Origin of the sequence: Chryseobacterium sp. Mn2064 (assembly GCF_049319685.1) — a bacterium.
In the GTDB taxonomy this organism is placed as follows: domain Bacteria; phylum Bacteroidota; class Bacteroidia; order Flavobacteriales; family Weeksellaceae; genus Chryseobacterium.
The window spans coordinates 1-12,132 of the sequence record NZ_JBMOUE010000010.1 but is presented as its reverse complement, the minus strand read 5'-3'; the positions used below and the strand labels follow the sequence as shown (position 1 = coordinate 12,132).

The 12,132-nt window shown below is 33.7% G+C and carries 14 protein-coding genes and 6 tRNA genes; 13 read left to right on the top strand and 7 right to left on the bottom strand.

Annotation, left to right across the window (positions count from 1 at the left end):
* Window positions 1-14: 14 nt before the first annotated feature.
* The gene (locus tag ACL9RH_RS23475; RefSeq protein ID WP_422695749.1) at window positions 15-1,040 is read right to left on the bottom strand and encodes an N-acetylmuramoyl-L-alanine amidase; all 1,026 of its coding nucleotides are present in this window, start codon (window positions 1,038-1,040) and stop codon (window positions 15-17) included.
* Between the two features lie 135 nt (window positions 1,041-1,175).
* Here ACL9RH_RS23475 and ACL9RH_RS23470 point away from each other — a divergent pair.
* The 10 genes from ACL9RH_RS23470 to ACL9RH_RS23425 all read left to right on the top strand — a co-directional run bounded on the left by ACL9RH_RS23470 (window position 1,176) and on the right by ACL9RH_RS23425 (window position 8,278).
* Window positions 1,176-1,260 (top strand) — tRNA-Ser (locus tag ACL9RH_RS23470).
* A gap of 14 nt (window positions 1,261-1,274) precedes the next feature.
* Window positions 1,275-1,349, top strand: a tRNA-Pro gene (locus ACL9RH_RS23465).
* Window positions 1,350-1,390: 41 nt separating this feature from the next.
* Window positions 1,391-1,464: transfer RNA gene (locus ACL9RH_RS23460), tRNA-Arg, on the top strand.
* A 53-nt stretch (window positions 1,465-1,517) separates the two neighbouring features.
* A complete protein-coding gene (locus ACL9RH_RS23455; protein ID WP_422695748.1) occupies window positions 1,518-1,787 on the top strand; it encodes a GIY-YIG nuclease family protein in 270 nt (89 codons plus the stop codon).
* Between the two features lie 89 nt (window positions 1,788-1,876).
* Window positions 1,877-2,146, top strand: a complete 270-nt coding sequence (locus ACL9RH_RS23450; RefSeq protein ID WP_422695748.1) for a GIY-YIG nuclease family protein — start codon at window positions 1,877-1,879, stop codon at window positions 2,144-2,146.
* Window positions 2,147-2,458: 312 nt separating this feature from the next.
* Entirely contained in the window at window positions 2,459-4,027 is a 1,569-nt protein-coding gene (locus ACL9RH_RS23445; protein WP_422695747.1) for a serine hydrolase, read from the top strand.
* Between the two features lie 218 nt (window positions 4,028-4,245).
* Window positions 4,246-5,070, top strand: coding sequence for a 5'-nucleotidase, lipoprotein e(P4) family (locus ACL9RH_RS23440; RefSeq protein WP_422695746.1), 825 nt, complete (start codon window positions 4,246-4,248; stop codon window positions 5,068-5,070).
* 253 nt (window positions 5,071-5,323) lie between these two features.
* Window positions 5,324-6,601 carry an erythromycin esterase family protein gene (locus tag ACL9RH_RS23435; RefSeq protein ID WP_422695745.1) on the top strand — a complete coding sequence of 426 codons (1,278 nt, stop codon included), beginning with the start codon at window positions 5,324-5,326 and terminating at the stop codon, window positions 6,599-6,601.
* On the top strand, window positions 6,601-7,503 hold the full coding sequence (locus ACL9RH_RS23430; RefSeq protein WP_422695744.1) for an ABC transporter ATP-binding protein: 903 nt from the start codon (window positions 6,601-6,603) through the stop codon (window positions 7,501-7,503). Before ACL9RH_RS23435 ends, ACL9RH_RS23430 begins: the two co-directional genes overlap by 1 nt.
* Complete coding sequence (locus ACL9RH_RS23425; RefSeq protein WP_422695743.1) at window positions 7,496-8,278, top strand: ABC transporter permease; 783 nt, start codon at window positions 7,496-7,498, stop codon at window positions 8,276-8,278. Before ACL9RH_RS23430 ends, ACL9RH_RS23425 begins: the two co-directional genes overlap by 8 nt.
* 40 nt (window positions 8,279-8,318) lie before the next feature.
* Here ACL9RH_RS23425 and ACL9RH_RS23420 read toward each other — a convergent pair whose 3' ends face one another.
* From ACL9RH_RS23420 to ACL9RH_RS23395, 6 genes are all read right to left on the bottom strand, one after another.
* Window positions 8,319-8,840 (bottom strand): thermonuclease family protein, encoded by a 522-nt coding sequence (locus ACL9RH_RS23420; RefSeq protein ID WP_422695742.1) that lies wholly within the window; start codon window positions 8,838-8,840, stop codon window positions 8,319-8,321.
* A 47-nt stretch (window positions 8,841-8,887) separates the two neighbouring features.
* Complete coding sequence (locus ACL9RH_RS23415) at window positions 8,888-9,241, bottom strand: hypothetical protein (RefSeq protein WP_422695741.1); 354 nt, start codon at window positions 9,239-9,241, stop codon at window positions 8,888-8,890.
* A gap of 171 nt (window positions 9,242-9,412) precedes the next feature.
* Complete coding sequence (locus ACL9RH_RS23410; RefSeq protein ID WP_422695740.1) at window positions 9,413-9,613, bottom strand: hypothetical protein; 201 nt, start codon at window positions 9,611-9,613, stop codon at window positions 9,413-9,415.
* Entirely contained in the window at window positions 9,603-9,752 is a 150-nt protein-coding gene (locus tag ACL9RH_RS23405) for a hypothetical protein (protein ID WP_422695739.1), read from the bottom strand. Before ACL9RH_RS23405 ends, ACL9RH_RS23410 begins: the two co-directional genes overlap by 11 nt.
* 46 nt (window positions 9,753-9,798) lie before the next feature.
* Entirely contained in the window at window positions 9,799-10,521 is a 723-nt protein-coding gene (locus tag ACL9RH_RS23400) for a barstar family protein (RefSeq protein ID WP_422695738.1), read from the bottom strand.
* Window positions 10,522-10,723: 202 nt separating this feature from the next.
* Window positions 10,724-11,326 (bottom strand): hypothetical protein, encoded by a 603-nt coding sequence (locus tag ACL9RH_RS23395; protein WP_422695737.1) that lies wholly within the window; start codon window positions 11,324-11,326, stop codon window positions 10,724-10,726.
* Window positions 11,327-11,774: 448 nt separating this feature from the next.
* Between ACL9RH_RS23395 and ACL9RH_RS23390 the strand changes: the two genes are divergently transcribed.
* The 3 genes from ACL9RH_RS23390 (at window position 11,775) to ACL9RH_RS23380 (ending at window position 12,132) form a co-directional block, all read left to right on the top strand.
* Window positions 11,775-11,849: transfer RNA gene (locus ACL9RH_RS23390), tRNA-Pro, on the top strand.
* Between the two features lie 32 nt (window positions 11,850-11,881).
* A tRNA-Arg gene (locus tag ACL9RH_RS23385) sits at window positions 11,882-11,955 on the top strand.
* A gap of 102 nt (window positions 11,956-12,057) precedes the next feature.
* Window positions 12,058-12,132, top strand: a tRNA-Pro gene (locus ACL9RH_RS23380).

The following is a 12,132-nucleotide window of genomic DNA, read 5'->3' as shown; positions in this document are numbered from 1 at the left end:
CGTTTTAATTTGAATTATTTTACTGGATATTTTTGATTTAAAGCTTGTAGTATTGCCCAGGTTTCAGCGTCCATAATTCCATCATAATTCTGAGGGCGGTAATGGTACTGAAAGGCTTCGATTGTCTTTTTAGTGGCATCATCCCACTTTCCGCTGAGATCCAATCCATATCCGAACTTCTGTAACGTCGTCTGAACAAGGAAAATAAAAGATGGATCGGCATATCTTGTGGCAAAATCCGCTTGTGCAATGGTAAAGAAGTTTTGCTTAGCCATCTCGTCATACCACATCCCAATCTGGTACTCATCGTAAAGTTTTTTCCATGGGAACATTGGACCAGGATCCTGTTTTCTTGTAGGAGCAATATCTGAATGCGCCAGAACATTGGTTGCAGGAATCTGATATCTTGTGACAATATCCTTTGCCAAAGCTGCTACTTTTTTCACCTGTTCATCACTGAATGGGGCAAATATTCTTTTTCCTGTACCGTCTGCAGAATAACCGGCATTTACGATTTCAATTCCGATTGAGGTATCATTAAGGTTTTTATCGTTTCTCCATGAACTTACTCCTGCATGGTAAGCACGTTTATTTTCATCTACCAATTGATAAATCTCGTTATCTCCGGTATTATTAACCAAATAATGAGAGCTTACAGCCTGCTGGGTAAGAACTGTAATTGATTTATCGTCCGGTAATGCTGTATAATGTAATATTAAGTAACGCTGTCTGAAATTTTGTGCAATGGCTGGAAAATACGTTTTCACCACTTTATATCCACCTGGTTTTGCAGATACGATAGAACCATAGCTTGCCGTATTATCATTTTTGTTAGGGTCTGCTATATTAGTTGTAAAAAAGTCGACTCCATGATCGGAAACTACTTTTGGTTTTTGAGCAGTCGGCTGTTGGGGTTCAACGGTCGATTTTGCCTGTGTTACCGGGGTTTTCGGTTTGTATGTATTTTTTTTCACATTTTGTTGGGAAGTACATGAAAAAACAAAAGTGCTTAATCCGATGATATATAATGTTTTACGCATCAGTTTGGTTTTTGAATGGTTTATTACTTCAAAAATACACAAAATTTTCTTGAATTTTATTTGGTAAATAAAGAAATCTGTTCTATATTTGCACTCGCAATAACGGAACAACGATCATTAAAAAATAAACAAAAAGGAGGGTTGCCGGAGTGGTTAACGGAGCAGTTTGCTAAACTGTCGACGCGAAAGTGTCGCAAGGGTTCGAATCCCTTACCCTCCGCTCTTCTATATATTCGGGGCGTAGCGTAGTCCGGTCATCGCGCCTGGTTTGGGACCAGGAGGTCGCAGGTTCGAATCCTGCCGCCCCGACTTTTTAATGAGCTTATTCAATAAGCAAAAACAACTTTCAAGGGTGCGTAGCTCAGCTGGATAGAGCATCTGCCTTCTAAGCAGACGGTCAAAGGTTCGAATCCTTTCGCGCTCACAAAACCTCACAATTTTTATTGTGAGGTTTTTTGTTTTCATTATATTCGTCCTATGTGTTGTTGCTATATTCTGTATTCTATACATTTAAACAAATATTATATTGGCCATTCTTGTGATAATATACAGGAAAGGCTAAGAAGACATCTTTCAGAACATAAAGGTTTTACATCAAAAGCTAAAGACTGGATTATTGTTTATAAAGAAGATTTCAATTCAAAAGAGGATGCTTATAACAGAGAGAGGGAAATCAAAAACTGGAAAAGCAAAATTAAAATCGAAAAATTAATACAGCAGAAAAATATAGAGCATCCCGATTTGTAATCGGGACGGTCAAAGGTTCGAATCCTTTCGCGCTCACAAAACCTCACAATTTTTATTGTGAGGTTTTTTGTTTTCATTATATTCGTCCTATGTGTTGTTGCTATATTCTGTATTCTATACATTTAAACAAATATTATATTGGCCATTCTTGTGATAATATACAGGAAAGGCTAAGAAGACATCTTTCAGAACATAAAGGTTTTACATCAAAAGCTAAAGACTGGATTATTGTTTATAAAGAAGATTTCAATTCAAAAGAGGATGCTTATAACAGAGAGAGGGAAATCAAAAACTGGAAAAGCAAAATTAAAATCGAAAAATTAATACAGCAGAAAAATATAGAGCATCCCGATTTGTAATCGGGACGGTCAAAGGTTCGAATCCTTTCGCGCTCACAAAAACCTCACAATTTTTATTGTGAGGTTTTTTGTTTTTATATGCTTCAATATCTCCCTTTTCTTTTAATTACGTCTTAATTCACTTCATCAACTTCAATTCCCCCATCTCAAGTAGACAGCTCACCAAAGCTTTTAAGTTGATAAAATTTTAAAATACATAATGAATAATACTTAAAGATTCTGATTGTAAATTACCTTTTTAAGCTCTACATTTAGCCATTCATTGGCTGCCAAGGCATAAAAAACTAAAACAATGAGAACTAATAATTCATTATGAAAAAAATCAAATTACATTTATTTGTCATCACAACGATTACAGCACTTTTAAGCAACAATGTATTTGGCCAGATAAATCCTAAAGAAGTAGATGCACTGGTGACAAATGCACTGGGGAAATTTAATGTGGCTGGAGCTGCCGTTGCTATTGTAAAAGACGGAAAGATAATTCATAAAAAAGGTTATGGTATAAAATCAGTAGATAGTAAACTACTTGTTGATGAGCATACAAATTTTGAAATAGCCTCCAACAGTAAAGCTTTTACTACGGCTGCCCTATCAATTCTAGTAGATGAAGGCAAAATTTCCTGGACTGATAAAGTCAAAAAATATATTCCTGAATTTAAAATGTACAATGACTATGTGACAGAAAATTTCACTATTGAAGATTTACTAAGTCATCGAAGCGGTCTTGGCTTAGGAGCAGGTGATTTAATGATGTTTCCCGACGGCACAGACTTTACTATTAAAGATGTTGTAACATCATTTCAGCACTTCACTCCTGTTTCAGGCTTCCGGGCACAATTTGATTATGATAATCAGTTGTATTTAGTGGCAGGTGAAGTAACGGCAAGAGTAAGCAAAATGACCTGGGAAAATTTTATCCAAAAACGAATCCTGGAGCCTCTACAAATGAAAAACTCTTTTAGCTCTATTAATCAGTTAAAAGATATAAATACAATGGCTTCTCCACATTCATCAGAATCAGGTACTATAAAAAAAATACCGCTATATGGAGCAATGGTAAATGGTGCTGCAGGAGGAATCGTATCAAACGTTGATGATATGTCTAAATGGATGCTCGCTCAGCTAAACAAAGGTAAATACGGAACCAATTTAGAAAAACAGCTTTTCACCGAGGAAAGACAAAGTGAAATGTGGACGATACATACTGTTGAAAGAACAAATTCTAACCCAAGATACAACCAACATTTCAGTGGATATGGATTAGGTTGGAGTTTATCCGATATTAAAGGAAATTTAAGTGTTTCGCATACCGGTGGTTTACCAGGAATGCTTTCTATTGTTACGATGATTCCTGATTTAAATTTAGGTGTTGTTATTTTAACAAACACGGAAAATGGGGGATCTGGTCTTTTCTCTTCGGTAAGTCAAACGATTATCGACAGCTATTTAGGGTTAAATGATTTTGGCTGGGTAGATAAATATGCGGCTCATTTTCAAGCTCAGAAAAAATCCGAAGACGCAGTAACCAAAAAGGTTTGGGAAACCGTAAGCAAAGCAAAAAACACTACTTTAAAAAACGAAGATTTAATCGGTTTGTATGAAGATAAATGGTTTGGAAAAGTAGAAATTTTCTTAAAAGGAAATCAACTATGGTTTAAGTCTCATCGTTCACCTAAACTAAATGGGCCCATGAGTTTCTACAAAGCCAATACTTTTGCCATTAAATGGGAGTATCAAGATATGAATTGTGATGCATTCGCTATATTTAATTTAGATGAGGAAGGCAAAGGGCAAAGCATCAAGATGAAAGGCATTTCACCAGAGATAGATTTCAGTTATGACTTTCAGGATTTAGATCTACAAAAAGTAAAGAATTAATTCGATAATAATTTTTTCAAGAATAAGGAAGCTCACAATAAATATTGTGAGCTTCCTTATTTTTAATACTCATCTTATTGTTAAGATTTTTAGGGTTACCTCTGAGAACTCTTGTTCATTTTTCTCAAATATGTTAAAAATCCTATCTGAATAAAACCCATACTTAATTGCAGTAAAACTCAAATTGTTATAATTTTGTTCTCATCTAGTCTAATTCAATGAAAAATTTTAATATCATTATCGCAAGCTGCCTGCTTGTTTTGGTCACATCCTGCAAAACAACAGCTCCAATTTCACAGACATCAACCCAGAATACACCTTACCAAGATCTTGGGCATCATGGAAAAATATATGCGGCATTTTATCAGCAAAGAGCTGCCGAGTATGAAGCACTATGTTTGCAAGCCTATAATATTGCTCAACTTCGCCTTGATGAAGCTTTAGCTAAAAATCCCCAAAGACCTCTAGCCATCATTTCTGATATTGATGAGACTTTCCTGGATAATTCCTACTATGCTGTTGAGCGTTCAAAAATGGGTAAGAATTACGATCAAAAAACATGGGAAGAATGGACTGCAAAAGGAATCGCAAAACCTCTTACCGGTTCGCAGGAGTTTTACCAATATGCAGCCAATAAAGGCATTCAGGTATTCTACATCACGAACCGTACTGAACAGGAACGAGCAGGAACATTGAAAAATTTAAAAAAGTACAACTTCCCTATCCAAGGAGATGATCATCTTATCCTAAGGTCAAAGGAAAGCAGTAAAGAAAACCGAAGAAAAGATATCGCTAAAAATTATGAAATCGTCTTATTGTTGGGTGATAACCTCGCCGATTTTGCGGATATTTTCGATAAAAAATCAGAAGGAGATCGTTCTGCCGCAGTAAAAAGCTCAGCAAAAGATTTTGGAAAGAAATTCATCATTATCCCCAATGTTGGTTATGGAGATTGGGAAGCCTCATTTTACAATTATAAGTACGATTATACTGATCAGCAGAAAGATGCTATGATGTATGATGCTGTAAAAGCCAATCCTTAGAATAAAGATATAGAGATTAAAGAAAAGTAATCCTTCAATAGAAACTCACATATTTTTGTGAGTTTTTTTGTTTCATCCCAACTGATAACACATTTTATTTTTCAAAAGCACAACCATGTGACGAATTGACCTTATTTTCTATTTGGTACTATTTTGGACAACTGCATTAACAATTCTCATAGAAAACCATCATTTTTTATTACATTTAAAACAAAAACAAATCTATATCGAAAAACTGTACAATTTTTAATGAATGAAGAAAATATTTTACTTATTTATAATTTGTCTTATTGCAGTTTTTGGTCTGAATACCATTGTGTTTAAAGAAATCCCTGAAAAGGAGAAACAGTCATTTCTTCAGGAAGTTCAGCAGTATATGCACCCCATCAAAAGTATCTCTATGGAAACGACAGAAAATGAGGATTTAAAATTCCTTGATTCCGTGTTGAAAGATAATAGAATTATAATGCTTGGCGAGAACATTCATTATGATGGGGCAACAATGCAGGCCAAAAGCAGACTGGTTCGATATCTTCATGAAAATCTCGGATACAACACCGTATTGTATGAAGCAGGGCAATATGATATGTGGATGATGAATGAAGAGATGAAAAACCACTCTCTCAACATTTCGTCAGATTCCATAGGAAGTGTTGGACTTTTTGATTTCTGGTGGAATAACAAAGAAACACAGCCCCTGATTACTTATTATCAAAAAACAAAAACTACCACACACCCCGTAGAAATTGGCGGGTTTGATATCCAGTTTTCCGGAGACGCGCTTTACAATAGAAGAGGTAAACTGTTGAAAGATTTTTTAAGTAAAAATACTATTTCCCTTACAGGTTATCCTCTCTTCAACAAACATCTGGATAAGATTGAATACTTCATGTACGAAGGTTATACCAAAAGAAATTTAAAAGAAAATCAGAAAAATGAACTTCTGAATGAGATTAGCCAACTGGAAAAAGCTGTTCTAAAACTGGAAAAGAATAATAAAAACAGTATATATATCAGATATTTACATGATATCAGAAACAATTTAACTAAGACATGGAAATATAAATCCGGGTCTATGCCTAGTATGCAGTTCCGGGATTCTTTAATGGCCCAAAACCTCATCCATCAGATCGATTCCGTTTATCCTAATCAAAAGATTATAGTATGGTGTGCCAATATTCACACTTTTTCCGCCCCATACAATAAAGAATACACACCTTTAGGTTCTTATATTAAGAAAAAGTACGGAAAAGCTTCTTACATGGTTGATTTTTCGTCCTACGCCAAATTAAATGATAATAAAAGTTTTTTCAACAAGCCCGGAAAATTTGCGATCGAAAATACATTTCATGCGATGAAAACACCTTACTTTTTTATTGATTTGAGAAGCATTCCTGAAAATTCTCTCTTAAAAAAGGAATTTGTATCTACCATCAACCAGGGAGTGGATCAGAAAAAGAAATGGAGCCAATTCTTTGACGGCATATTTTACATTGACACCAATACCGTTTTAACCCCCATCAAAAAATAATGAACAGTATTACGACAAAAGATCTCTGTTATACTATAGGATCGAAAACGATTTTAAATAATATCAATCTTACGATACCGGAAGGCAGCATTTATGGCTATCTCGGAAGGAATGGGGCTGGAAAATCGACAACAATAAAACTTCTTTTGGGACTTTTGGAAGTGAATGGTGATCCTATTTTCATTCAAAATAAAAGCTTAAAACAACACCGGACAGAAATACTTTCTACGACTGGAAACCTCATCGAATCGCCCTGTTTTTATACCAAACTGACTGTCCAGGAAAATCTGAAATACCTCGATATTGTTTATGGAAAAGGGCAAAAAAGGATTGATGAAGTTTTGGAACTGGTAGATCTTCATCAGGAAAAGAAAAAGAAAGCCAGCGCTCTGTCTATGGGAATGAAACAGCGATTGGGTATTGCCATGGCCATTTTTCATGATCCCCAGCTATTGATTTTGGATGAACCTCTGAACGGACTTGATCCTCAGGGAATTTTTGAGATGAGAAAGCTTTTTCAGCACCTGAATGATGAGGGAAAAACTATTTTTCTTTCGAGCCATATCTTAAGTGAGTTGGAAAAAACAGCTACTCATATCGGAATTATCGAAGGTGGTGAGATGGTTTTTCAGGGCACAAAGAATGAGCTTTTAAGTCAGGTTGAAAAAGATGTTGTTTTGAGAATCGATCAACCGGAGAAAGCATTATCTGTTGTGCAGGAATTTTTTACAGCAACCCTTAACAGCCAGAATAAAATTTCGGTCAGAATCAATGATGATAAAGACTTTCACCTTCTTTTAAAAAACCTGATTCAGAATGGTATTGAGATTTATGATATAGATTCTCAAAACGCCAATTTAGAACAGATCTTCATTAACTTAATTTCCAGGAAAAATGATTAATACCAATACTTTCTCTAAAGCTTTTTCATCGGAGCAGTATAAGCTTTCCAAAAATAAAGAGATTTTCGGAATTCTGCTTCTTCCCGTTCTTATTATTTTCGGTATTGATCTTTATATTGCTTATGATACAATCAGTTCTGGAATAGATACCGGTGATGGCACTATTAATCCGTGGAAAATGACATTAGGCAGAAGTGTATTTATGTTTTTCTACCTTCTTTTTCCTATTCTTGTATCACTTTTTGTGCATGCCTGCTGCGATGTTGAGACCAAGAATAATAATTATAAAATTCTTTTCACCCTTCCCATTTCCAAATCGAAGATCTTTTTTTCAAAAGCTTTATTTATTCAGATCACGGTATTTTTTGCCGTACTGTTCTCTTATCTGGCGTTTTTATTGAGCGGGTATCTTTTGAGCATTGCCTTTCCAGTTCTTGGGTTTCAGAATTATGATTTCAGAGAGGTTATTTTTTATATCTTTCTTAAATTACTGATTACTCTTTCTGCTATTTCTATGGTACAACTGACCTTGAGCCTGCTTTTCAAAAACTTTATCTACCCTATCGGTTTTGGAGTATTCATGCTTCTTTTTACCACCATTATTCAACAGAAAGCCTTCGCCGATTTTTTAATTTTTACAGGCGGATACCGATCTCTTGAACATTTACTGAGTGAGAATATCAGTTTTGAAAGACTGGATTACTGTAATATTACGGCAATCTTTATATTCACAGCCACCAGCTTCTATCTGTTTATCAACAAAAAGGAAAGATAAAATAGTATTGATCTTAAAATAAAAATAAAAAAAGAGTGTTCTAGGCCACTCTTTTTGTTTTTGTTTCGTTGTTTCCTGTTTCTGCTTTTTTATTTCTAAGGTCACGCTTCATTTTTCGGTATTCCCAGGGAGCCACTGCATTTACATCCTGCCAGAGACCTCTTTTATTCTGCTGCGCATTTTCCTGAAGTTTACCCAAGGAAGCATCCTTAGAATAAGTGAAATACCACCATCCAAAGCCTGCTTTTATCAGCTCTCGTGAAAGGTATTTCCCATTATCATAATATACTTTGGCAATAGAACGTCCGTAACGATCGGTATCTGTCTCCACAAAGCTAATTGTCTTTCCAAATACTTTATCAGAAGTGAACTGCTTGGCATTTTTTCCGAACGGCTGTCCTTTTTCGGGACAATCTACTTCGGCCAATCTGAGTTTTTTTTGCTGGTTTCCTTCTAAAAGAATCGTAATGGTATCTCCGTCTGAAATTTTAATCACTTTTCCGGTGGTCTGTGAGAATATAAATACCGGAAAAAATACATACATCAACATTAATCGTTTCATCCGGCAAATATAGGAATGAAAGCTTGCCTTACAAGAAAAATGTAGTCCTAATATTTAATCATTTTAAGACTTTTTGATTTGATTATAAATTCAGAATTGGGATTTTCCAATATTTTATCCTCCGAATAATACAAAGGGAAGAAATCGAAAACAATAATACCATCAGATTCTTCCAACAGAGCATTACTAATTACAGTGCTGTTGACTCTTTTACTTTCAAAGAACTTAAAGAAAACACAGTCTTCAAATATTAGACTGATCTCGTCATGTTCTGAAGTTAGCCAATTGTAGCTTAAAGTACTTACGATACAAGTGGTCCCTTCAACCAACTTTTTGTATTCAATCTCTTTTATGACCGAGTCCGAAAAAGAACGGTATGTATTTTTAATTGGTTTGATCATGGTTTTATGTGGTTATTATAGTATTCTGATTGATTGCTTCGAATGGTAAATAAAAAAAACGGATTAGGCTGAGTACTGGAATTAGTAATATTGTAATCTTCCCCAACGGATATAATTTCTAAGTCCAAACCTGAGTTTTTTGTTGATTGTTTTTAAAAGTAAAAGTATGAGTTAACCTACAATTTCAATACCAAGTAAAACTCCATCTTCATTAAAATCTAAATATACAGACACTCCTTCGTAATCAATTATACTTGATAATTCAATAGTTTTTTTCACCTTTTCCTTATCTTCATCTAATTCGTTAGGCACACATATATATCCCACAGATTTGTCATCTTCGCTTATTTTAACGACTATTTTATTTAGCATTTAATACTGTTTTTAATTTAACTGTTCCATTTTTACCTACTTGATATGCTGCTTTTCCATTATTTCCAATTGGAACTAAAACTCTATCAGCATGACTTGAATCTTTAATTGATCCTATTGGAAAATCTTTATTTTTCATTTCCCTCAAAATCTTCCAAATTTGGAGAACTAGAATTTTATTGTGTTTATAGTATTTCAACTTTAAATCCTGCTCTTTTTAATAAATAAACAAGGGTGTCAAAAAAATATTTACTTGCATTTTTTATTATACATTCTGCATCACTAAATACTATACTTATATTTATCTCATTGTTTTTTTGAATATCAATTAAATAATCTTCTAAAGAGTCTAAATTACTTCCAAAATAACCTCTCTTACCCATTAATAATTCACCAAGCTGATAATATATATCTTCTGTGCAATTAATTAATTTACCATCAATATGCACTTCACTGATTTTTTTCATTTCAAACAAACTATAATTCCAGATATAGCAAGCGGTAAGATATGCTTTTTTCATTTCCACATTTTTAATCGTAAGCCAGTCAATCTCAATGCCATTATCCCAGTTATAGAAAACATCAACAATATATTGATTATAACCACCACCTAAAATACTTTCATTATTCATCATATTAACGTTCAATACTATATCCTCATTAACCTCATCCTCGTCTAATGCAAAAATATAATTTGTAATGAATGTAGTTTTATATAAAGAAAACGCCTCACTATTTTTAGACTCTACTTCGATACTCAAATCACCTTTATATTCAATTAAGTCTAAAATATCTTGCTGATAAAACCCGTTAACTTTCATTAATAATTGGTCTTCAATAATATTTTCATTTCTTGTTAATTTTATATAACTTATTCCTAAATCTTTATTATTTAATAATATTTTCATCTATTTTCTTTTTGTTATCCTATGAAAAAGTTGTGCAAACTTCCCTCAAAATGTATCCATTGAAAGATAAAGTTTGTGGTTTAAAAAACTTTAAATTTAAATATGAAAAAGAGTAAGTATTCAAAATGATGACGAATTAATTGAATTTCTGACACAACTTCCCCCGATAGTCATGGGTATTATGACATATAAATTTATCATATCATTCAGTATCCATAACTTTATGAACATTATTAAAATTATACCAGCGTTCTTTTTTGCCTGGATAATAGTAATATAAATTATCCAAATAGGTCTCCTCTTTAAGAAAAACACTCCCTTTATTCATAGGTCTTGCATAATTATCTAAATTATTAATGAGGCTAACATATTGATTATAATTATGCTTAGTCTGTGATGAAATGGCTTCACATAATATATTTTTATTATTCACCCTATTACCATCATCGCTAATACGCCCAATGCTTGAAGTATATTCCTTAGTCAAATTGATATTTAAAAAAGTGATTAATTTTTGCACATCAATAGCCACAAAGAAGATATATCCGCTTTTTTTTAATAATTGAGATAATTCATATAAATCTTTATTAGAGTTATTAGATTTCTTCCCAATTCTACGTTCATCAAGTGTCAAAAAATTATCCCTGCAAAAACATCTTTTAGCCATTAAAAACTGTTGAAAGGCTAAACTGTCGTTTTTTAAAAATGTTTGTAATTTATCATATTGGGTATTTCTAGCAGGAGTTTGCCCTCCAATGAATAAATTACATAACAAAAAAACTAAAATAATGAACACTTTTTTCATTACTTATTTTGTTTATTGTTGATATTGGAATACTGATTAATTATCAAATCATTATATATAATACTTACAGTAATTATTTTTCTCATTTTTTCAACTTTTTTAGTCCTATGAATAAAGGTAGTATATAACAAATATGACCTGCTCTACTTTTGTATTGCATACACATTAATCCATTCTGTATAAAAATCCACCTTATACAAACCATTATTGAAATAGCTCTATCCTTAGCAAATGAGCATTCAATTGAAAAGAAAGAAGAAAGAAATCAGAAAAAAAATTTTATTTTCTAAAAGCTCTAAATCAATGGTTATTAATTCAGTAAATTTAACAAAAAAGTATTCATGAAAAATTAATTAAAAATTACCGCTCAATTTATTTTTTTATTTCAAAAAGTATTGTACCTTTGCAACCGCAAAAACGAAGTAAAATTCGTTAATGATGGCCTTATCGGGGCGTAGCGTAGTCCGGTCATCGCGCCTGGTTTGGGACCAGGAGGTCGCAGGTTCGAATCCTGCCGCCCCGACTGTTTTAGTAGTTTTCTCAAAACTACTCAATGGGTGCGTAGCTCAGCTGGATAGAGCATCTGCCTTCTAAGCAGACGGTCAAAGGTTCGAATCCTTTCGCGCTCACAAAAAACCTCACAACACGCTGTGAGTTTTTTTATTTCACTGTTAGGTGGAATATTTTACAAAATCAATAAGCGAAATAAAATTCGCTAGTGATGACTCCATCGGGGCGTAGCGTAGTCCGGTCATCGCGCCTGGTTTGGGACCAGGAGGTCGCAGGTTCGAATCCTGCCGCCCCGA